Origin of the sequence: Candidatus Paracaedibacter symbiosus (assembly GCF_000757605.1) — a bacterium.
In the GTDB taxonomy this organism is placed as follows: domain Bacteria; phylum Pseudomonadota; class Alphaproteobacteria; order Paracaedibacterales; family Paracaedibacteraceae; genus Paracaedibacter_A; species Paracaedibacter_A symbiosus.
Window position 1 is genome coordinate 999,489 of sequence record NZ_JQAK01000001.1, and the last position, 21,067, is coordinate 1,020,555.

Sequence of the window (21,067 nt, forward strand, 5' to 3'; positions counted from 1 at the left end):
TAATAAACCTAAAAATTCGCAACTGACTGACTTTTCAAGCCATTCATAAGGGTATAAACAAACTTTTAGTTTAATTATTATACTACAGCCAATCTAGTATAGATTGGCTATATTTTTTAAGTCTCACCTTAGACCTTAAACATTAGACCTTAAACATATTCACAGGTTGTTTCTCTTTCAAAGGGGAGGGCGGGCTCAATAGAGTCATTGCACTCGAGGATGACTATAACTTCAGGGAGAAATCTCTTCCCTCAAATTCACGTTATGTTAGGCTCTTTTTAAGAAATTGGAGCATAAAGTATACCTATCGTAATTCGAAAAACAGGTTTTTGGATGACGAGGGGTAGAGGACACCTTAAGAAATTTGAGAGTATTGGATGATGTCCATTTTATCTGAGCTGCGCCAGTTAACTTCCCAGGAAAAGCATGTGATTATTGCAAGCTATCTTGGCTGGACACTTGACGCATTTGATTTTTTTATTCTTGTTTTTGTCTTAAAGGACATTGCTCAAACCTTCGGTACTGACATAAAATCAGTAACTCTCGCCATCACTCTAACACTCGCCATGCGGCCGATAGGAGCCCTTCTTTTTGGTATATTTGCCGATCGCTTGGGTCGTCGCCCTATTTTGATGGCAAATATTCTGATTTATTCAGTGCTTGAATTTGCCTCTGGTTTTGCGCCATCCCTCACCGTATTGATTATACTCCGTGCTCTGTATGGGATTGCAATGGGGGGAGAATGGGGAGTTGGCGCCTCGCTTACCCTTGAATCAGTCCCAGAAAAAGTACGTGGCATTGTCTCGGGCATACTACAAACTGGCTATCCCTCAGGTTATCTTCTGGCCTCCATTGTTTTCTTTTTTCTTTATCCCCTTATTGGTTGGCGGGGCATGTTTATGGTTGGTGTCATCCCCGCTCTTCTCGTATTTTATATTCGACGTAATGTGGAAGAATCACCTGCTTTTATCTCCCAGCAACATCATGCCAAACCTATAAAATTTCAGCCCCTCTTTAAGGGGCATCAAGATAAAAGGGAGGCCAAAAATGCGAAACCAGAAACCGGCTTCTTCAGGTATTTTAGTTCTACACTCAAGGGACATGTCAAAATCTTTATGTGGGCTGTTGTGATGATGACTGGCTTTAATTTCTTAAGTCATGGCACCCAAGATATCTATCCCACTTTTCTGGAGCAACAACGAAACCTATCAAGTCATACGATCGGTATAATTGCCATTGTTTACAATATCGGAGCGATCTTGGGGGGGCTCTTTTTTGGCGCCTTATCCAGTAAGATTGGCAGGCGCCGCGCAATTGTTACCGCGGTTCTTTTGGTTTTGCCAGCAATACCGATGTGGACGCAAGCAACCACACCGATTGGCCTTGCCATTGGCTCTTTTCTGGTCCAATTTTTCGTTCAAGGCGCTTGGGGCGTAGTCCCAGTCCACCTCAACGAAATTTCTCCTGACAAGCTACGCGGAACTTTTCCTGGTTTTGCCTATCAAGTGGGTAACCTATTTGCTTCTTACAACGCCACAATGCAAGCAGGGATTGCGGCCACCCATGGGGGCGATTACGCGCTAGCCTTAGCTTTAGTGGCAGGAATTGTCGCTATTCTGCTTGCCCTTGTTGCTGGCTTTGGTTATGAAGCAAAAGATCGTCGTTTTGGTGAGGATGATAAAGTTATTTAAGGAGGGTATAGGCTCAAAAAGAGTGAGCCTATAATGAAAAAAATCTTTATGTCTTAGGAATACGAGGACAAATAAGCTTGGTCAATTCAAGAAAGATTGGTTCATTTCCAACAATAACATCACCTGTCTTCAAGAAATCTTTTTCGCCATTGAAGTCTGAGATATACCCCCCTGCTTCCTTCACAAGAATGGCCCCTGCAGCCACATCCCACGGTTGCAAACTCATCTCAAAATAACCTTCATAACGGCCAGCAGCGACATACGCTAAATCAAGAGCAGCTGCCCCGAAACGACGCAAACCTGCTGTAATCGGCATAATTTTTTCAATGAGATTAACAAAGCGCTTGGCATCACCGCGACTTCCAAAAGGTGTGCCTGTCGCCAGCAAGGCTTCGTCTAAATGACGCCTACCAGAAACACGTAAACGACGTTGGTTAAGAAAAGCGCCTTTGCCTTTTTCTGCCCAGTACAACTCGTCAGTTACCGGGTTAAAAATTAACCCAGCAACAATTTCGCCATTGCTTTCAAGAGCAATCGAAATCGCAAAGTGCGGCACGCCATGCAGAAAGTTTGTCGTCCCATCAAGCGGGTCAATAATCCAGCGGTTATTTTTGTCGCTATTGATGATTTCACCACTTTCTTCCACAAGAAAGCTAAAGCCAGGCCGAGATTTGCTTAACTCCTGGATCAAAATCGATTCGGAACGGCGATCTGCTGTGGACACAAAATCACCCAAACTTTTACGTGATACTTGTAAGTGCTCAATTTCACCAAAATCGCGGATAAGCCCTTTACCCGCCTTTTCAGCCGCTGAAATCATCACGTTAATCAGGGCTGAAGAACCCGCCATTCGTTGAGAGAGCATAAAATCACCTTTTATTCTTTTATTGTGCTGAAAAAAATAACTTACTTGCCAGAATATTGAAAGGATTTGCTAGATCGCCCCCAGTTGACAAGCCAATAAAAATCTATTTTTATCTTCTTACATTAAACCCACTGTCAAATTAATCTTTAGCCCGTTCGACATAGGTCCCATCTGCCGTGTTAATGACAACGCGCATGCCAGAACCAATATGCGGCGGTACCATAATCCGGAGGCCATTGGTTAAGATTGCTGGCTTGTAAGAGGAAGAGGCTGTTTGTCCTTTAACCACCGCGTCAGCTTGATCGATTTCTAACACAACCGTTTCTGGTAATTGAATGCCAACTGGTTTGTCTTCATACATAGAAACATTCACCATCATTCCGTCTTGCAAGAACGCAGCTGGATCTCCAACAAAATCTTTGGCAATAGAAATTTGCTCAAATGTATCTTGATCCATGAAGACCAAGTCTTCGCCTTCTTCATAAAGGAACTGATAGGGACGTTCATCCAAATGGACGCGCTCAACAGTTTCAGAGGAGCGAAAACGTTGGTTGGTTTTTGTCCCTTCCAAGAGCGCTTTCATTTCCACCTGCATATAGGCCCCACCTTTACCAGGCTGGGTATGCTGTGTTTTTGTGACGACCCAAAGTTTGCCCTCAAACTCAAGAATATTGCCGACTCGAACGGCGTTTCCATTAATTTTCATTGAAACCTCTATTTATCTTATTTGTGACTGGCTAAGCCTAATTATTCAATTTAGGACCAATATATACTGGATACTTTCCAAACTACAGACTCATCATTGAAGAATAACCGTAAACTTCTGTGGCAATCTCCCAGTTATATTCTTGAGGAGATTACATTTCCTTTTACAAGAGCGGGCAATGACGAGATTGTGGTTTCAATGGCGACCAGTATAGGCTGAATTGTTCCTATTTTCCTTTGAATACTTCAATAATCTCTGACAACATTTTGAGCGCTTCAGGCTTTGGCCGTTGAAAGAAATTTCGTCCAATAATGGACCCAAAACCACCACCTTGCCTAATCGCCTGGGCATCTTGCACTACATTGTCCGCCGCCTTGGCTTCACCGCCAGAGAAAATGACGATCCGACGACCATTAAAGCAAGACTGAACCACATGATTAACTCGTGCCTTTAACGTATCAACTTTTACATGTTGCTCATACAGTTTTTTTGCTTCTGGTATTTCTAAGTGGTCTGTCGACAACTTTACTTTTACAATGTGAGCCCCTAATAAACAGGCCATGTGAGCTCCATATGCAATCACATCGGCTGCTGTTTCTCCTTGCTTTGAAACTGCGCCGCGAGCATAAGACCAAACCACAACCCCTAACCCACAAGCTCTGGCTTCAGCGGAGAGTTCCCGCAGTTCTTCCATCTGTTCTAATGAAGCATCGGAGCCTGGGTAAATAGTGAATCCAATTGCAGAACAGCCCAGACGCAACGCATCATTGATTGAGGCAGTAATGGCTTGATCGGGAGCATTATCTTTCCCGTAGAGGCTGTTACTGCTATTGATTTTTAAGATTGTTGGGACAGCCCCCAAATAAGAGTCAGACCCTGCTTCTAGCCAGCCAAGGGGCGCAGCGTAAGCGGATAGCCCACCATCAACGGCAAATTGAAAGTGATAATGAGGATCAAACGCCTCAGGATTGGTGACAAACGTGCGTGGACCATGTTCAAAACCTTGGTCAACCGCAAGAATGACCATCTTTCCTGTCCCACTTAGCTTTCCATGCATCAAGATTCTTGCAAGGTTTTGCTTAACGCCAGGGGTTTCCCCTTCATATTGGGCAAGAATTTTCCGAACTTTTTGTGTCAAACGCATTTTTAAAGACCTATTTTTAAACGGAATTCGCCCCTTCTTTATAAGTAAAGATTTATAGAGAAGAAGCGTTAATTGAGCCCAGTTTATCCGATTTTTTACTTAATTTGCAACCATCCAATATATTATATATAGTGAATCCAATTGATATTCAGAATTTCTATCATCCCATCTGTGAGCTTCTTTTTCCACTTGACCCCCGTAGGGAGAACCAACTCACTTTGTCGGCCAAGCGAAAAAATCGCCTCAAATTTGAGTGCTATAATTTTCCAAATATCAATTGGATTCACTATATTCTCTAAAGGAAGAGAGGATGCGGCACTCCTGGAATAAAATCCATCGCAAGTAAAAACCATGGGAACAAATCTTTTTCACCGTGGGTTCTCTCGTCTTTTATTCCCATAAGGATGATTTTGAGACATTTTCAGCTGAAAATGAGGCGAAGTTTTAGTAAAAAGGGGGAGATTAAATAGATAGTAGAATGAATCCGATTGTTCTAAAGAGGAAGTCCGTGTCAATCTCCTTGTCCTATACTGGAAGAGATTGGCACGGCCTCGAACGCGAGGGCTCGCAATAATCTATTAAGTATCTAAAAAGCTACGTAATTTGCGGGACCTGCTTGGATGTTTCAGCTTTCGCAAAGCTTTGGCCTCAATTTGACGAATACGCTCACGCGTTACCGCAAACTGTTGGCCCACTTCTTCCAAAGTATGATCCGTGTTCATTCCAATACCAAAGCGCATTCTCAAAACCCGTTCTTCACGGGGTGTCAAGCTTGCCAAGACTCGTGTTGTCGTTTCACGAAGATTAGTTTGAATCGCTGCTTCAACTGGCAAAACCGCGTTCTTATCTTCGATGAAATCTCCAAGATGACTATCCTCCTCGTCCCCAATAGGCGTTTCAAGACTGATGGGCTCTTTGGCAATCTTCATGACTTTGCGTACTTTTTCCAAAGGCATTGCTAGCTTTTCAGACAATTCCTCTGGCGTTGGTTCACGGCCAATTTCATGCATCATCTGACGTGAGGTGCGAACGATCTTGTTAATCGTTTCAATCATGTGAACTGGAATACGAATAGTTCGAGCCTGGTCAGCAATGGAACGCGTAATAGCCTGACGAATCCACCAAGTCGCATAGGTTGAGAACTTATATCCGCGGCGATATTCAAACTTATCAACAGCTTTCATCAATCCGATATTTCCTTCTTGAATCAGGTCCAAGAATTGCAATCCCCGGTTAGTGTACTTCTTCGCAATAGAAATGACCAATCGCAAGTTGGCCTCAATCATTTCTTTTTTAGCACGAGATGATTCACGTTCGCCCCGTTGAATAACAGTCACAATCCGGCGGAACTCTGAGAATTCCAAGCTGGTTTCCTCAGAAACTTCTTCCACCATTTTCAATAGTTCTTGAATGGCGGCTTCGTGCTTTTCAATAAATAATTTCCATCCTTTACCAGTTTGTTTAGAAACCTTACCGATAAATTCGCCATCAATTTTATTTTTGGCGATAAAATCCAAAAACAATTCACGCTTCACCCCAGAAGATTCAGCTAAACTTACCACACGGCGCTCCAAGTTTGATACGCGACGATTTACTTTGTTATGCTCGTCAACCAAATACTCAATACTACCCGGGTTGAGTTTAAGTTCATCAATCACTCCAATCAAAGAGACCTTCAGACTTTTATAAGTCTCGTCATTAATAATTTGATCACCTGTTTGCTTCTTTGTGATCAAAGCCTGGTGGTGATCCCAGAATTGAGAATATAATTCTGTATAGCTATTAAGAAGATTCATCACTTTTGGTAATAAGCTTTGTTCCATGGCAGACAATGGCTGTGTCGGTGTCTCTACATCCGCTTCACCCTCTGTACCTTCTTCCAATTCAGTTTCTTCCCCTTCGATCTCATCAACAAGGGTATCTGCCAAATCATCACCATCTTCAAAGCTATTATTGGTATCAATCGCAATAATTTCACGCAATAAAAGCTTTCCAGCCTCCAGCTGTTCACGCCAATAATCAACCACACGTGCAGTCAAGGGGCTTTCGCACAGACCGCCAAGCATCATTTCTTTGCCATGTTCAATACGTTTGGCTATTGCAATTTCACCTTCACGGGACAACAATTCAACATTGCCCATTTCGCGCAAATACATCCGCACCGGATCGTCAGTACGACCTACCGCTACTTCTGCAACTTCGTTTTCCTCTTCATCGTCAAAGGAATTATATTCTTCAGGTGAAAGCTCACCGTCTAATGCGCCTTCTTCAACTTCATCGCTATCAACAATGCTGATTCCCATTTCAGAGATAGTCGACATTGCTTCATCAATTTGATCAGAAGATAGCTGATCTTGAGGAAGTGCTTCGTTCAGATCATCATAAGTGATATACCCACGCGCCTTTCCTTTATTGATGAGTCGCTTCAGTGTCGGATTAGACTTACTGAGTTCCATCAAAGGAATGTCGTCAATAGTATCACTTTCAGATGATTTTTGTGCCAATTTTCCTGCCATATTGTCAGAGCTCCTTAGTTAGTTTTCCGAACCACTAGGGTTTTTTTCAATAATTTTAACCGTTGCCAAACTTGTTCATCTAAACTCGACGATAATTCTGCTGCGGTTTGAGTCACTTCTTGCTTGAGGTTATGCACCTCTTGCATTGCAGTCCAAATTTCAAGCCAACCACTCTGGGCCTGCTGTAAATCAGTTGTCGGATGCGCAAATCGTGCTTTGTGATAGACATCACGACACAAGAGTTGATCCAATGTTGCGCCAAAACCTGCCTGTTGTAATTGTTCTTTGAGAGAGATAACCTCTATATGAGGATTCTCACCACAAATGTCGAGCAATTTTTGCCGCAGATCATTGAGGGACCCATCCGCAAACGTTAAATCCATTAGTTGTTCGCTTACCTGTGATACTAATGTGGGGTGGTTTAGCAAAGTTGCCAACAAAATTTTTTGTCCATCGGCATTTTTTTTCGTCAATGTCAACTTTTTGGTCACCAGACTAGCAGTTGGCACATAACTCCGACCATTTTTATTCCATTGGCTTTGCAAAAAATTTTGTAATCGACTATTAAAATCTTGGCGATAAAAATGCTGAATATCTGGATCACGAATTTGATTGGTCAACCCTAAAATCTCTTTACGTGCTTTTGCTTTTTTCTCTGGTGTGGATAAATCTTGCTTAGCAATAAAGTCATTCCATAATACCTCAATCAACGGTTTAGCTGCACCCAACAATTGTTGGAATACACTCGTCCCATATTGCTTAATATAACTATCGGGATCTTCGCCGTCACTTAAAAAACAAAAAGATAAGCTATAGCCAGGGGTAATCACTTCTAAGGCTTTTTGCGCAACCCGTTCAGCCGCTCTAATTCCTGCCGTGTCACCATCAAAACAAAGTATCGGCGTTGGTGAAGTACGCCATAATAACTGCAATTGATCCGGTGTCAGCGCAGTTCCCAGGGGCGCTACTGCCGTCTCAATTCCATTTTGATGCAAACTGATGACATCCATATAGCCTTCAACAACCACAAAAGGCTGGCCACTTCTTGCTTTTGAAAGCGAATGATTCAAGGCATAAAGTTGACGTCCCTTATGAAACAAGGGTGTGTCTGGTGAATTCAGATATTTAGGCTCTCCCTGCTCAATAATCCGCCCTCCAAAAGCAATCACTCGGCCCTTCACATCTTGAATGGGAAACATCACGCGACTCCGGAATCGATCATAAGTGCGTGTATTCTTCTCCGACTGAATTATTAACCCTAACTGGATCAATTGGGATTCAATACAACCTGCTTTCAGCAAAAACTCTTTTAATCCTGCCTCAGGCGCATAACCAACACGAAATTTCTTAGCTGTGGCCCCTATCATTCCCCGCTTCATTAAATATTGACGCACAGATTCTGCCTGAGAATGACGCAATTGACTTTCAAACCACTGACAAGCCATCTCCATCACCTGATAGAGGGATTGCTGTGCCTCTTTAGCTTCTGAATTAACCTTCGCACTTTCCAACTGGGGAACAGACAGATTTGCCTGCTGAGCGAGATATTCAACCGCCTCCATAAATGGCAAATTCATTTTCTGCATAACAAAATTAAATAGATCGCCGTGTGCCCCACAGCCAAAGCAATGATAAAATCCTTTATCATCATTAACCGTAAAAGATGCTCCTTTTTCTTCATGGAAAGGACAAAGGCCACTATATTCACGACCTTTTTTCTTAATGGCAACAAAACGAGCAATCACAACGGACAGTGGCAATCTGTCACGTAATAATTGGGTAAACTCGTTTAATTTCGTCATTCTTTTTTAGGTTCTCTTTTTAATTCATTAGAAAAAAAATCAATATTTTCCTTGCTCCCACGCCCTTAAAAAAGACTCACAATGATGGTATTTTCCACCAAATCCAAGGTATCTTACGCCTCTGGCAATACCATCCAATTCGGCTGAACAACGGTTACTTTTGCACTGCCACAGGTTAACTCTTTATCCAATGCCTCAAGGCGAATCAGAGCTAACCCCCGCTCACGACAAAGACTGCGCCAGGTACCAACCTCATTTTCGCCTGCCACAATTTTTGTCTCTACATTAACAGTTGCATTCACGGTAACTGGGAACAATCGTTTACGCACCAGACCCCGATATCTCGTGCGTGATGTCAGCTCTTGGCCCATATAGCAGCCTTTTTGCCAATCAATGGCATTAAGCTCATCCATCCCATTTTCAAGAGGGATTGACTTATCAACCAGTAACTCAGCATCCGATTCGGGCACCCCTAACCCATAGCGGTAATAGCGATACTCATCTGCCTCGACCATGGTGAGCCCCTCACAATGTGACAAGCCTGCAACATGATCTGCCGCCACAATCATCCGCGCGCCTAACGCGGGGTGCCGTGGATCCCTATAGACATGCCATAAGGGGGTGTGTTGGGTATGTCCGGGAATCCTATCGTTAAGATCAAAGGCTGCAACAACATCTGCACCCCACAGGGAGAAGATATGCTGATCTAAATCAATGTCAAGCGAGACATTTGAGCGAAGCTTGTAAAGACTAAGTTTTTTCTTGAGCTCTTCCAGACGATATCGATCACCCTCAACCCACCATTCATCGCCAACAGCAACTAAAAACAAATCGAAGAAATGCTTTCCCTGCGGTGTGAGCAGCAGACTATAGAGAGATGTGTCGGATGTCAACCGGCTTACATCATTGGTCAGCAAGCCCTGCAGAAATACGAAGCGGTCCGGGCCCGCCACCTTTAAAACACCTCTATTAGTTAATTCCGTGCAATAAATCATAATCGTGATCTTAAAATGGGCAGCATGTGAGTTTGAGCCTTCCCAAACATATCATCCTTCACTGCGTTTAAAAAAATAGGTAAATATAATAAAACTTACGCTTATTTGTCGCACCATTTCACCTAAGATACAATAAATTTCGTGTCGTTAAGATGCCCTTACTTGCGAAAAAAGTTTTCCTGCTTTATACTATAAAAGTAAATAAACCTTCAGGGCGGGGTGTAATTCCCCACCGGCGGTAATTCTTGGCAAGCAAGGAAAGCCCGCGAGCGCTTATGTTCACAACCATAAGGACAGCAGATCTGGTGTAACTCCAGAGCCGACGGTCATAGTCCGGAGGAAAGAAGGTTTAAGAAAGAGACGGGGGTGCATTGAATATACCCTCAGCCATGAATGCGCTCTGAGCGTACTTCCTGCTATCCTCCTTATTACGGGAGAACTCTCTCTTAAAGCACGCCCTGAACATGTAAAAGGGGCTGGTTATTATGTCAATCTGGATGTCATTAGCACTTACTCTCGCCCAACAAGGAAAATACTCTACTCATCCTAATCCCCAGGTGGGTTGCGTGATTGTGAAAGATGGTCATGTGATTGCAACAGCCTGTCACTGGGCTGCCGGCAAAAGCCATGCAGAGGTCCTCGCTCTTAGCCAGGCAGGAAACTCAGCTAATGGGGCTGATATGTATGTGACGCTGGAGCCATGTAGCCATCATGGCTATACGCCTCCTTGTGTTGATACCATCATCAACAGCGGGATCAGCCGAATCTTTGTCGCCTTACCTGACCCCAATCCAAAAGTAAATGGCCAAGGAATTAAGCGATTGCAGGCGGCTGGGATTGAGGTTCATGTGGGTATGTTGGCCGACAAAGCCTATCAGATTAATAAAGCTTTTTTTCATTATATGCGCCACCACCGCCCGTTTGTAATTGCCAAATGGGCCATGAGTCTGGATGGTAAAATCGCAACACTTTCAGGGGAATCTAAATGGATTACAGGAGAAGCTGCTCGCCGGTCTGCCCATAGTCTGCGCGCTGAAGTCGGTGCTGTTTTGATCGGCAAATGCACTGCTGTTTTGGATAATCCAGAGCTGAACGTTCGAATCTTACCTGAAGGTAGCTCCTATAAGTCACTTGCCGACGTCAGACAACCACGCCCGATTATTGTTACTCGGACGGGCGCCATTCCTCTCTCGCATCACCTCCTCCAACCTGGAGCAAAAACTTTGATTGTGACATGTGACACTGCTGACCCTCATTGGCTCAAAGCCCTTGAATGCCGGGGAATCGAGCTCCAGTTTTTACCAACTGAACAAGGGCGCTTTAATTTCGTATCTGTCCTCGATTGTCTTGGAGATCACCAGATTATAAGTCTGCTTGTTGAAGGGGGAGCCCAGGTTTTAGGTCAATTTCTTGAGCAAAATCTTATCAACCGCGTCCAGGCGTATATTGCCCCAAAATTAATAGGAACGCCGGGTTTAAGCCCAATGAATTCCGTATCGAGATCCCCTCTTTCCGCGGCAAGCTCTTTACATCATTGTACGAGCTCTCGCGTGGGTGATGACATTCTCATAATGGGTGAAACTGCTATAACCCCCCATACCTATAAGGAGTTTTTGAATGTTTAGTGGTCTGGTCGAAGAAATAGGTGTGATCCAGTCTTGTATAACCACCGATACCTGTAAAACGTTAGAAATCACTGCTGGAAGAATTACAGAGGATATGCGCGTGGGTGATAGTATTTCCGTCAATGGCGTTTGTCTGACGGTGATTAGCTTTAATAGATCATGCTTTACGGTCCAAGCAATTCCTGAAACTTTACGACTCACCAATATTGCTGATCTTCAAGAAGGGAATGCTGTTAATCTAGAACGTGCATTGCGAGTCAGTGATCGTATTGGCGGTCATCTCATTCAAGGTCATGTCGATGGTACAACAGCATTGCTTCAACTGATTCGTGAAGGAGAAGCACTGAATGCAATTTTTGCTACACCTCCTTTCTGGCAAGGCTGTCTTATTCCCAAAGGATTTATTGCCCTTGATGGGATGAGCTTGACAATTACCCATGTCACTGACGCGACTTTTGGCATCAGTTTTATCCCCCACACGATAGCAGCAACCATCGTCCAGCATTATCAACTCGGCCACCAAATCAACGTCGAAATTGATCATCTTACAAAAAGTATTATGACCATCTTAAAAAACCAGAAAGGGATCACTCATGGATAAAATAAAAACAGCTCTCAATCAATTAGGCCGTGGAGGAATGATTATTGTTGTTGATGACCAGAATAGAGAAAATGAAGGTGATTTGATTGCCGCTGCAGATCTTATAACCCCCCAGCAGATTAACTTCATGATCACCCATGGCCGCGGCCTGGTATGTCTAGCGTTGCCTGGGACACGCATTGATAAGTTACAACTCCCTCTCCTCCAACGTACAGCTGTTGATCATGATCATCATGGCACCGCTTTTACCTTTAGTTTGGATGCTAAAAACGGTATTACTACTGGCATTTCCGCCTACGACCGGACGCATACCATCAAGCTAGCAATGCAACCAAATGTCAATCCTGACAATTTTGTCGTTCCTGGCCATATTTTTCCATTAAGGGCCAAAGAAAGAGGGGTATTGGAGCGCCGTGGTCACACAGAAGCAGCGGTGGACTTGACCCGGCTTGCCGGTCTTGAACCAGGTGGGGTGATTTGTGAAATTTTGAACGACGATGGCACGATGATGCGTCTGCCCGAACTGGAAATTTTTGCGGAAAAACATCAACTGCCTCTCATTAGCATTGAGGATTTGGTGGCGTTGAGAGAACGCCTTGAAATTACGCAAGCTGAAGCAAAACTTCCCACTAAATGGGGAGATTTTAATGTGTGTATTTATAAGGATATCGATGATCACGACAATGTTGTCTTATGGCATGGTGATTTTAAGAAAGTGCCATCACCCCTCATTCGAATACATTCTGAGTGCTTAACTGGTGATGTATTTGGCTCCAAAAAATGTGATTGTGGTGATCAATTAGAAGAATCAATACAGCAAATTGCGACCGAACCTGCGGGGATGATCATTTATTTACGTCAAGAAGGGCGCGGCATTGGGTTGGCCCAAAAAATTAAGGCTTATGCCTTACAAGAGCAAGGTCTTGATACGGTAGAAGCCAATCATGTGCTTGGATACCCAACTGATAACCGCCGTTATGATTTGGCGATTCGGATTCTTACTGATTTTGGCATCAATAGGGTACGTCTTCTCAGCAATAATCCAGCCAAAATCCAAGCTTTTACACACTCTCACATCACCTGCGAACGGGTCGCTCTTGTCATTCCACCGTGCCCAGAAAATACCCTTTATCAACAGACAAAAATCCAAAAACTAGGACACATCCTTAATGAGTACTAAAATCAATTTCCAGGGTAAGGTTTTATCAAAATCAGAAAAAATTCTGATTGTTGTTAGCCGTTTTAACAGCGATATCACTGAGAAATTACTTAAAGGAACTGAAAAACGTTTGTTAGAGCTCGGTATTCATCAGGCAGACATCGACGTTATCATTGTCCCCGGCGCTATCGAAATTCCAGTGGTGACCTCCCTCATGGCAAGTCAAAACAAACATGCCGCCATCATTTGTTTAGGTGCCGTTATTCGGGGTGAAACCTCCCACTATGACTATGTCTGCGGGCAAGTCAGCGATGGTTGTGCTCGAATTAGTCTTGAGACCAAAAAACCCATTGTCTTTGGCATCTTGACAACGGAAAATGAAGCTCAAGCTTATGAAAGATTAGGTGGCAATCATGGTCATAAAGGCTATGAGTTTGCGGAAACGACAATTGAAATGATTCAGGTGATCAATGCATTACGTCAGTAAGAATAAATTCCCGATATTGGTGGGCGGAACTGTCCAATATGGCCAGCAAAAAGCGCGTCTGTATGGCACGCCAACAGCTAATATCCACACAAAAACCACTCTATCTCCTGGAGTTTATGGTGGGTACACCAGCGTACCCGATAGACCAATGTTGCAGCAGATCCCCAGTCTTTGCTATGTCTCAGACACTTTGGTCGAAGCTTACCTGGTTGACCGCGACCTTGACCTTTATAATGCTAATATCCAGGTCGAATTGTTGTGGTTTCATCGCTCTCCAGTGGTCTTCGAATCTGATAAACAGATGGCAGTATTAATTCAAGATGATCTTAAGATTTTACGAGAATGGTTTGAGTTGACTTAAATCACTATACGTAGCATCACCTAACTAATGTTGCAAAACTTTCCGTTGAGTGAAGTAATGCGAGGCTCCATATATTACCAGGACTTTATCGTATTTTTGCATGGAATCAAAAATTCTTGTTAAAATTTCTTTATCTCTTACAAGACCAACTTCATATCCAATTTTTTGCAGTTTGTGCCCTGTTAAAATGGGTGATGTCTGCGTTGTATCAATAACTTGTTGGAATGTTAAGGGTTTATTATAAGCTTCGTTGCACCAAGATTGGTATCCTTCATGCGTATATTTTTCATTGAAGATACCCATCCACATTTGAGATAAGTCTTCAAAAAACCGAGGTAAATCTGATTCAAAAGAGAGCTTCTGTTGGCGATAGTGCTGCGGGATTAGCCGTGTGAAGTAAAAATAGGCAACATCATTTTTAGTATAATTCTTATTTATACAGTGACGAATAATCTCTTGATCCGTTGGTTCTCCGCTCATGAATAAAACCCCTTTTTCTTTGGCTAGATATGCCGCATATAGCGGTTCTCCACAATACTCAGGCTCCTTTTTATATTGTTCGGAAATCCATTGAATGGTCTCGTCGCAATTCTCAAATCCTTCTAGAATGAGGCAAGAAGGCTGAAAATCTTCTATTGTTTGACGAATCGATTGAAATGTTGGCGAGGAAGCTCCAATTGCGTGCTGCACAGCCAAATATCGCAATTCACGGCCATTACCATGAAAAGTAGCTAAAGCAGGCAATGAAGTTACTCTTACTGTTTTTGCAAATTCCATTTGTTCATTGAAATCAAAAGGGACTAGCTTTGAAAAATCATATTTTTCAACATATTGACTAGCTGCAACCGGTACAGAATGTCTATCAAACACATGATGATCATCATTCGCAGAACAGACTGTGTGGGAAAAAAGAGTAAAGGCTGAACCTAAAAGGAAAATTTTATTTTTTATATCCATAATAAATAGTCTTAATTAATTCATCAGAGTAACTTGTAAGCAGGCATTTACTTAGAAATTACAAGTAATAACAACTCTATCAGAAAATTCAAACGAAGTTTATGTTATATTTAAATGAGAAAATAATTGCTGAAATCGAGCTAAGTCTTGTGGGCTGATTTTAAGTTTGAGATGGATTTTTGTTTCTTTATCTTCACGGCCCTGGATCGCCCCACGACGGTAAAGCCAGGCGAGCGCCTCGCCATCCATCACAGATAAATCCGCTAGCTTAATTAAATTGTATCGATTTAGCTGTTGATCAATTAACTCTAAAAGTCGGTCTGTTCCTTCGCCGGTGATAGCGGAGATGGCAACCACTGTTTTCTGACGTTCAGAAGCATTTTTAAGTCGATCTTGTTCCTCAGAGGGCAAAAGGTCAATTTTATTGTAAACATTGACAACAGTGCCATCGTGTAGAGCTTCTTCCAGGTCGAGTTCTTTTAAGATTTTTTCGACTTCAATTGCCTGATGCTGAGTATCAGGATGAGCCACATCACGCACATGAAGGATCAAATCCGCCGCACAAACTTCTTCTAATGTGGCCCGAAACGCCGCTACCAATTGTGTTGGCAGGTTGGAGATAAACCCAACTGTGTCCGAAAAAAGGATCACACGGCCACTCGGTAATTTAATTTGGCGCATGGTCGGATCAAGAGTGGCAAACAACATATCTTTTGCCAACACCTCTGCATGAGTTATTTTATTAAATAGGGTTGATTTACCTGCATTCGTATAACCAACCAAGGCTACCACTGCATAGGGCACATCTTGACGAGCAGCGCGATGGAGTCCCCGAGTACGTTTGGTTTGATCCAGTTGTTTTTTAATGAGGATGATTCTGTCATCAATTAAACGGCGATCCAGTTCAAGCTGGGTTTCCCCCGGTCCTCCGGTAAATCCAAAACCACCCCGCTGCCGCTCAAGGTGAGTCCAAGATCGAACCAATCGACTGCGTTGATAGCTAAGCGCAGCCAATTCAACCTGTAATCGCCCTTCAGCGGTACGCGCCCGTTCACCAAAAATCTCCAGAATTAACCCAGTTCGGTCAATAACCTTGCATTTCCAGGCTTTTTCGAGATTACGTTGCTGAATCGGCGTGACGACTGAATCCATCACAGCAAGCTCAATACCCTCAGCTTGAATAATCTGACCAATAGATTCGACATTCCCTTTTCCAAGCAATGTTGAGGGAGTCGGCCGTTGCAATTGCACAATCTGAGTATAGCGAATATCAAGCTCAATAGCATCAGCAAGGCCTACAGCCTCTTCCAACGCCGCCTGAAGATTAGGGACAATCCCCCCTACCTCACTCTTTTGCCTCTGTGCAACATGAATGACACAAGCTAAAGTTTTTGGTTTTTTAAACTTGCACCATTCGTCATCGCTTAATACTTCTCCAGATATCTCGTTCTCCTGTTCCTAATTCACTCTCAGATGACTTTAGGACATTTTTAACTGAATATGATACCAAATTTCAATAGAGTTAAAGAAATTTAGTTCACAGAGCTGAGAGCATCACTATTCGGAGTATCAGACAAAGAGACGATAAATCGAGAACCGGAACGCAACCGTACTGAAGTATAGTGCGCTCAATCGGCAAAAGATTGGCCATCGTAATTGTCTTCAAGCTGGATAGGGTCACAGTTTATTCTATGATTTCATCAGTCGCGGCAGGTTGTGGATTTGATTCAAACAATTGAATGGGTGTTTGGGGCATCACTGTTGAAATTGCGTGCTTGTAAACCAATTGTGAATGACCATCGCGCCGCAATAACATGGAAAAGCTATCAAACCAGGTGACAACTCCCTGCAATTTAACACCATTAATCAAGAATACAGTAAGGGGGGTTTTATTTTTACGAACATGGTTTAAAAAAACATCTTGAACGTTAACTGGCTTATCTGTTGCCACGGAGGACTCCTTGCTACTTTATTAAAATTTTATTCTATTCTTTTATAAGTATTACTATTTTTTCAATTTACCAAGTACAGAATTCATCTTTTTAGTAAGATTTTTTCTAACTCGAGGTAATTAGCCACAAATTGAGCATAATTTTTAGCTTCCACTACTCCCTCTCCAATGGGGATTGGTAGACATCCAGAGGCTTCTGCGCAATGCCAATCCACCGGTGCATCCCCGACAAACCAAATCGCAGGCCCTGCCTCAAGCCCCATTTGCTCAAGCACATGATACACAGGGAGCGGTGATGGCTTGTCTTCGGCTAAATCACCCGAGCCAATTATGACTTGGAAAAATGACTCCCAACCAAATTGCTTTATTTCATGATGCAAGAATTTACTACGTTTGTTGCTAATCACTGCCATTGGAATATTAGCTTGTTTGCCTGCCTGCAGTAAGGACAATGCTCCTGGCAAAGCCGTCAACATATTTGCCACATTGTTTTGATAGCATTCACTAAAAATATCCAAAGCCTTTGGCCAATGGTCACCAAAAATCACTGGCAGACCATCTTTAGCTGATAGCTGAGTATACTGCCGTATTTCCGCATCCGACCATACGGGCTTGTCAAAATAACTCAACGCGGCATTCATCGATTTTTTGATAATCTCAAAACTACTGACGAGAGTATTATCCCAATCGAATAAAATTGCCTCAGGGAAGGTCAAAAGTTGTTTTTCATGTTTCATTTTATTGTAAATTGTTGCTAGCTTTTAATTAATTGTGACATAATTTCTCCTGCTTGTCCTAACCCAATTTTATGATTATCTAAATGAACCACAGGACCTATTCCCGAAATAGAGCTGGAAAGAAATGCTTCTTCGGCTTTTAAGGTTTCGCTCAAGGTAAATGGCTGCTCTTTTATCTCAAAACCAAGAGAACTGACGAGTTTTATCAACCGTTGGCGAGTGATTCCGTTCAAAATGTCAAAGATTTTGAGACATTTTTAGCTGAAAATGATGTCAAAGTTCAATGTCGTCGTTTATCTACCTCGAGAAATTTGGGGAAATTAGGTGCCCAGAGCCTACCTAGCTAAGTCTTGAGGAGCAAAAGCAGTTAACACTTTTTGAATTATATCGTAAGCATAGTGTAACTGGCTCGGCTTAATGCAATAGGGTGGCATCAAATAGATCACATTTCCAAGCGGACGAAGATTAAGCCCTTGGGCAAGAAATGCTTCTTTTAGCTGCTGACTCATTCCACTGCCATACTGAGTTTGCGGACATTTAACATCCATGGCGGCAATGGTACCACACATTCGCCCTTGGGTCACGAGGCCTGTTGCCTGGAGTTGGGTGACACGTTCTTTATGAATGAGCTCAATGACCTTCATTTTGGCAAAGGTTTGTTCCTCAACAAACAAAGAGAGACTGGCGATTGCAGCAGCACATCCTAAAGGATTCGCTGTATAGGAATGGCCATGGGTAAAGGCCGTGCTGAATGTATCTCCTAGAAAACTCTCATAAACTTTTGAGGAAGTGACCGTCACCGCCAAGGGTAAAAAGCCACCAGTGATCCCTTTAGATAAACAAATAAAATCGGGTGTGTGCTGCTGTTGTTCGCAAGCAAATAAGGTTCCGGTACGACCAAAACCCGTCATCACTTCATCATAAATGACTAAGATATTGTTTGACTGACAGCGCTCAAGCAAAACCTCCAAAAATTGAGGTCGACACATCCGCATCCCAGCTGATCCTTGCACTAATGGCTCGATAACCAAGGCAGCAATGTCGTTTCCATGGCTTGCAATCAGTTGCTCTAGTTGGTGAAGGCTTGTACTCTCTTTTGCTTCCACTTCAGAATCATCCATCCACGTTTCGGGGTAAGATACAAAATCCACGGCAAACAAATGATCCGTAAAAGGGCCATAAAAACCTGAGCTTTTACCAAGGGACATCGCGCCAAAGGTATCTCCGTGATAGGCTCCTTCGAAAGCAACTAACCTTTTTTTCGGATTTCCCTGGTTATGCCAATACTGTAACGCCATCTTAACAGCGGCTTCAACTGCTGTAGAGCCATTATCTGAATAAAAGACCCGGTTAAGGGAGGCTGGCAACAATCCGACCAGCTGCTCGGCAAAACGAATAGCTGGTTCGTGGGTAAAACCAGCAAACATCACATGCTCAAGCTTTTCAGCTTGTCGGGTTAACGCCTCCACAATTTTTGGATGACTATGACCATGCAAATTCACCCACCATGAGGAAATTAAATCAAGATATTCTTTCCCCGTTGCATCAAACAAACTCGCGGCTTTTCCATGGGTAATAACAATTGTATCAGCCGCCGTTTTTGCCTGAGTAAAGGGATGCCAAATATAAGTTTTATCTTTTTGGATCAAGGGCATGGGTTTTCTCTCATAATTTTTTTCTGAGTAAAGCTAAATTTTTTCCCTCAAGGGGATTGCTTCGAGTACGGCTTGTGTCACCTGTACCAGTGGCGGCAAATAGCCAATCACAGACACCTGACCATAGGTTTCAATAGACCACAAATTATCATTGTTTTCAGGACCATTTAAAATAACTCCTTTGACGGGAATTTGGCGCGCCCGCAATGCCTCGAGCGTCAAAAGCGTGTGATTAATCGTCCCTAACGTGGTGTGCGCCACAACAATCGCTGGCAACTTCAAGTGCTGGATTAAATCAACCATCAGTCGTCGATGGGTGAGTGGCACCAACACCCCACCTGCTCCTTCGACGACAAGACGCTCCGCCGTCGGCAGCACAATTTTACTGAGATTAATTTCTTGGCCTTCTAAACTTGCTGCTAAATGCGGTGATAAAGGGGCCTGAAAGGTATAACATGGGGGGAAAATTTCGACGCCCCTATTTTTTGTTAAGGCAGTCACTGTCTCTGCATCAGAATGTGTCTGTGCCCCTGATTGGATCGGCTTCCAATAGGCCGCTTTCAGCTTTAAACATAACCAAGCCGACGCAATGGTTTTACCCACATCCGTACCTGTGCCAGTGACAAAAAACTGCTGGGTCATAGAAATTTATCTTTAAAACTTAGGTTTATTCTTTGTCTATATCAAATTTACGATAGGGGCGTCAAAACCAACTTGAAAGCTTTTTATAACCAGCGGAGACAAAAGACGTCGCTATCGTAACCGTTGCCCCAGGCAAATTAGAAACTTGATTTGATAATTTTTGATCTTGTTCATCGAATTTTAATTTACACGTGGCATTCATCTCCTCAATCTCTTTATACAGTTTGGATTTTTGATCAATTGAAGGGAAACGCAAAGGAAACTGTTCTTTCAACCATTCAAACAACCTTTTAGTTTCTGAGGATTTTGCCCCCAGCAGATTTAACCCTTGTGACACAAAATTTCGTTCATGTGTATAGCGATAAACCAAGAAACCTGTGCATTTTTTATAAAAATCAAGTAAAGGTTCCTCCAAGGCCGGAAAAACCATCATAAAAGTTTCTTCAATTGTAAGCTGTCTCTCTTCGGGAATCTCCTCATGCTTTTGGGTTTTGAAAAACTCATACAGATTGACCATCACAATGGTGGTTTTGGTCTGCCATGTTTCCAGAGTATCGGCCTCGTAATTAAAATCACATAGCTTTAAGAGAGTCTTTGCCAATTCTTTAACATAATAATTATAAACGATCAGGCGAAAATCATTTATATCAGAGCATTGCCTGTTTATTTCCTCGCTGATTTCTAAATAACGGCTGCTTTGCTCAGTAGCATTTAGCATATCTTCAATAGAAAGTTTTGAAAAATCAGTATTGATATGTTTGATATTAAGGTGAATTGTGTCTAGATTACTTTTGATAGAATTGGTTAACCACTCAAACTTATCCCAAGAACTAAGACAAATAGCCTCATATTGGCTTTTATATTTCGTGTTCATAAAATTTTCTAAACCCTCTGTCAATTTTCCCTGACGTTTTTTCCTCATTTCTGCTAATTTCTTAAGGGTTTCCTCTATTTCTTGCTCGTATCTATCCTCTTCCTCATCATTTTCATAATCTTCAGTAATATATACTTGGGGTTCTGGACTATTTATCTGCTTTTCTAAATCTGGTCCATCTGAAAAGCTATCACACAACTCTGCTTCCAATCGAGCTGTTAGTTGGGCAATTTTTTTGGCATTTTCATGGGTTGATTCACTTAAGTTCTTGGAGATTATTCCTGTCCACGGCTGCACTT

Annotated in this window: 20 protein-coding genes and 1 riboswitch; of the genes, 6 read left to right on the forward strand and 14 right to left on the reverse strand. The window is 42.7% G+C overall.

Annotation, left to right across the window (positions count from 1 at the left end; all coding sequences use genetic code 11):
- Positions 1-380 precede the first annotated feature (380 nt).
- A complete protein-coding gene (locus tag IG80_RS0104545; protein WP_032112747.1) occupies positions 381-1,691 on the forward strand; it encodes an MFS transporter in 1,311 nt (436 codons plus the stop codon).
- 46 nt (positions 1,692-1,737) lie between these two features.
- Here IG80_RS0104545 and IG80_RS0104550 read toward each other — a convergent pair whose 3' ends face one another.
- The 6 genes from IG80_RS0104550 to ygfZ all read right to left on the reverse strand — a co-directional run bounded on the left by IG80_RS0104550 (position 1,738) and on the right by ygfZ (position 9,719).
- Positions 1,738-2,541: an inositol monophosphatase family protein gene (locus IG80_RS0104550; RefSeq protein ID WP_032113366.1), complete on the reverse strand. Its 804-nt coding sequence runs from the start codon at positions 2,539-2,541 to the stop codon at positions 1,738-1,740.
- Positions 2,542-2,695: 154 nt separating this feature from the next.
- A complete protein-coding gene (gene efp, locus IG80_RS0104555) occupies positions 2,696-3,262 on the reverse strand; it encodes an elongation factor P (RefSeq protein WP_032112748.1) in 567 nt (188 codons plus the stop codon).
- Positions 3,263-3,488: 226 nt separating this feature from the next.
- Positions 3,489-4,406: a class I fructose-bisphosphate aldolase gene (locus IG80_RS0104560; protein WP_032112749.1), complete on the reverse strand. Its 918-nt coding sequence runs from the start codon at positions 4,404-4,406 to the stop codon at positions 3,489-3,491.
- A 578-nt stretch (positions 4,407-4,984) separates the two neighbouring features.
- Complete coding sequence (rpoD, locus tag IG80_RS0104570; protein WP_032112751.1) at positions 4,985-6,922, reverse strand: RNA polymerase sigma factor RpoD; 1,938 nt, start codon at positions 6,920-6,922, stop codon at positions 4,985-4,987.
- 14 nt (positions 6,923-6,936) lie between these two features.
- Complete coding sequence (gene dnaG, locus IG80_RS0104575; protein WP_032112752.1) at positions 6,937-8,724, reverse strand: DNA primase; 1,788 nt, start codon at positions 8,722-8,724, stop codon at positions 6,937-6,939.
- A gap of 113 nt (positions 8,725-8,837) precedes the next feature.
- Entirely contained in the window at positions 8,838-9,719 is an 882-nt protein-coding gene (gene ygfZ / locus IG80_RS0104580; protein WP_032112753.1) for a CAF17-like 4Fe-4S cluster assembly/insertion protein YgfZ, read from the reverse strand.
- A gap of 201 nt (positions 9,720-9,920) precedes the next feature.
- Positions 9,921-10,072: riboswitch (FMN riboswitch) on the forward strand.
- 132 nt (positions 10,073-10,204) lie between these two features.
- Here ygfZ and ribD point away from each other — a divergent pair.
- The 5 genes from ribD to IG80_RS0104605 are packed head-to-tail and all read left to right on the forward strand — an operon-like array spanning position 10,205 to position 13,952.
- Positions 10,205-11,344 (forward strand): bifunctional diaminohydroxyphosphoribosylaminopyrimidine deaminase/5-amino-6-(5-phosphoribosylamino)uracil reductase RibD, encoded by a 1,140-nt coding sequence (gene ribD / locus IG80_RS0104585; RefSeq protein WP_052046022.1) that lies wholly within the window; start codon positions 10,205-10,207, stop codon positions 11,342-11,344.
- Positions 11,337-11,945 carry a riboflavin synthase gene (ribE, locus tag IG80_RS0104590; protein WP_032112754.1) on the forward strand — a complete coding sequence of 203 codons (609 nt, stop codon included), beginning with the start codon at positions 11,337-11,339 and terminating at the stop codon, positions 11,943-11,945. Before ribD ends, ribE begins: the two co-directional genes overlap by 8 nt.
- Complete coding sequence (locus IG80_RS0104595) at positions 11,938-13,125, forward strand: bifunctional 3,4-dihydroxy-2-butanone-4-phosphate synthase/GTP cyclohydrolase II (RefSeq protein ID WP_032112755.1); 1,188 nt, start codon at positions 11,938-11,940, stop codon at positions 13,123-13,125. The genes ribE and IG80_RS0104595 overlap by 8 nt, the downstream gene beginning before the upstream one ends.
- Positions 13,115-13,591, forward strand: a complete 477-nt coding sequence (gene ribH / locus IG80_RS0104600; RefSeq protein WP_032112756.1) for a 6,7-dimethyl-8-ribityllumazine synthase — start codon at positions 13,115-13,117, stop codon at positions 13,589-13,591. The genes IG80_RS0104595 and ribH overlap by 11 nt, the downstream gene beginning before the upstream one ends.
- Positions 13,575-13,952 carry a riboflavin kinase gene (locus tag IG80_RS0104605; protein WP_032112757.1) on the forward strand — a complete coding sequence of 126 codons (378 nt, stop codon included), beginning with the start codon at positions 13,575-13,577 and terminating at the stop codon, positions 13,950-13,952. The genes ribH and IG80_RS0104605 overlap by 17 nt, the downstream gene beginning before the upstream one ends.
- 24 nt (positions 13,953-13,976) lie before the next feature.
- Here IG80_RS0104605 and IG80_RS0104610 read toward each other — a convergent pair whose 3' ends face one another.
- The 8 genes from IG80_RS0104610 to IG80_RS0104645 all read right to left on the reverse strand — a co-directional run bounded on the left by IG80_RS0104610 (position 13,977) and on the right by IG80_RS0104645 (position 21,065).
- Positions 13,977-14,909, reverse strand: a complete 933-nt coding sequence (locus tag IG80_RS0104610; protein WP_032112758.1) for a hypothetical protein — start codon at positions 14,907-14,909, stop codon at positions 13,977-13,979.
- Between the two features lie 99 nt (positions 14,910-15,008).
- Positions 15,009-16,283, reverse strand: coding sequence for a GTPase HflX (gene hflX, locus IG80_RS0104615; RefSeq protein WP_420887380.1), 1,275 nt, complete (start codon positions 16,281-16,283; stop codon positions 15,009-15,011).
- 310 nt (positions 16,284-16,593) lie between these two features.
- Complete coding sequence (hfq, locus tag IG80_RS0104620; protein WP_032112760.1) at positions 16,594-16,860, reverse strand: RNA chaperone Hfq; 267 nt, start codon at positions 16,858-16,860, stop codon at positions 16,594-16,596.
- 83 nt (positions 16,861-16,943) lie between these two features.
- Complete coding sequence (locus tag IG80_RS0104625) at positions 16,944-17,597, reverse strand: HAD family hydrolase (RefSeq protein WP_052046026.1); 654 nt, start codon at positions 17,595-17,597, stop codon at positions 16,944-16,946.
- 17 nt (positions 17,598-17,614) lie between these two features.
- On the reverse strand, positions 17,615-17,830 hold the full coding sequence (locus IG80_RS0104630) for an aminotransferase class IV (protein WP_032112761.1): 216 nt from the start codon (positions 17,828-17,830) through the stop codon (positions 17,615-17,617).
- Between the two features lie 102 nt (positions 17,831-17,932).
- Positions 17,933-19,252, reverse strand: coding sequence for an adenosylmethionine--8-amino-7-oxononanoate transaminase (bioA, locus tag IG80_RS0104635; protein ID WP_032112762.1), 1,320 nt, complete (start codon positions 19,250-19,252; stop codon positions 17,933-17,935).
- 33 nt (positions 19,253-19,285) lie between these two features.
- Entirely contained in the window at positions 19,286-19,894 is a 609-nt protein-coding gene (gene bioD, locus IG80_RS0104640) for a dethiobiotin synthase (protein ID WP_032112763.1), read from the reverse strand.
- Between the two features lie 61 nt (positions 19,895-19,955).
- On the reverse strand, positions 19,956-21,065 hold the full coding sequence (locus IG80_RS0104645; RefSeq protein WP_032112764.1) for a hypothetical protein: 1,110 nt from the start codon (positions 21,063-21,065) through the stop codon (positions 19,956-19,958).
- Positions 21,066-21,067: the final 2 nt, after the last annotated feature.

Excerpts from the sequence above, each read along its gene's own strand:
- IG80_RS0104545 (WP_032112747.1), top strand. The coding sequence starts at position 381 with ATGTCCATTTTATCTGAGCTGCGCCAGTTAACTTCCCAGGAAAAGCAT.
- IG80_RS0104550 (WP_032113366.1), bottom strand. The coding sequence starts at position 2,541 with ATGGCGGGTTCTTCAGCCCTGATTAACGTGATGATTTCAGCGGCTGAA.
- efp (WP_032112748.1), bottom strand. The coding sequence starts at position 3,262 with ATGAAAATTAATGGAAACGCCGTTCGAGTCGGCAATATTCTTGAGTTT.
- IG80_RS0104560 (WP_032112749.1), bottom strand. The coding sequence starts at position 4,406 with ATGCGTTTGACACAAAAAGTTCGGAAAATTCTTGCCCAATATGAAGGG.
- rpoD (WP_032112751.1), bottom strand. The coding sequence starts at position 6,922 with ATGGCAGGAAAATTGGCACAAAAATCATCTGAAAGTGATACTATTGAC.
- dnaG (WP_032112752.1), bottom strand. The coding sequence starts at position 8,724 with ATGACGAAATTAAACGAGTTTACCCAATTATTACGTGACAGATTGCCA.
- ygfZ (WP_032112753.1), bottom strand. The coding sequence starts at position 9,719 with ATGATTTATTGCACGGAATTAACTAATAGAGGTGTTTTAAAGGTGGCG.
- ribD (WP_052046022.1), top strand. The coding sequence starts at position 10,205 with ATGTCAATCTGGATGTCATTAGCACTTACTCTCGCCCAACAAGGAAAA.
- ribE (WP_032112754.1), top strand. The coding sequence starts at position 11,337 with ATGTTTAGTGGTCTGGTCGAAGAAATAGGTGTGATCCAGTCTTGTATA.
- IG80_RS0104595 (WP_032112755.1), top strand. The coding sequence starts at position 11,938 with ATGGATAAAATAAAAACAGCTCTCAATCAATTAGGCCGTGGAGGAATG.
- ribH (WP_032112756.1), top strand. The coding sequence starts at position 13,115 with ATGAGTACTAAAATCAATTTCCAGGGTAAGGTTTTATCAAAATCAGAA.
- IG80_RS0104605 (WP_032112757.1), top strand. The coding sequence starts at position 13,575 with ATGCATTACGTCAGTAAGAATAAATTCCCGATATTGGTGGGCGGAACT.
- IG80_RS0104610 (WP_032112758.1), bottom strand. The coding sequence starts at position 14,909 with ATGGATATAAAAAATAAAATTTTCCTTTTAGGTTCAGCCTTTACTCTT.
- IG80_RS0104625 (WP_052046026.1), bottom strand. The coding sequence starts at position 17,597 with ATGAAACATGAAAAACAACTTTTGACCTTCCCTGAGGCAATTTTATTC.
- bioA (WP_032112762.1), bottom strand. The coding sequence starts at position 19,252 with ATGCCCTTGATCCAAAAAGATAAAACTTATATTTGGCATCCCTTTACT.
- bioD (WP_032112763.1), bottom strand. The coding sequence starts at position 19,894 with ATGACCCAGCAGTTTTTTGTCACTGGCACAGGTACGGATGTGGGTAAA.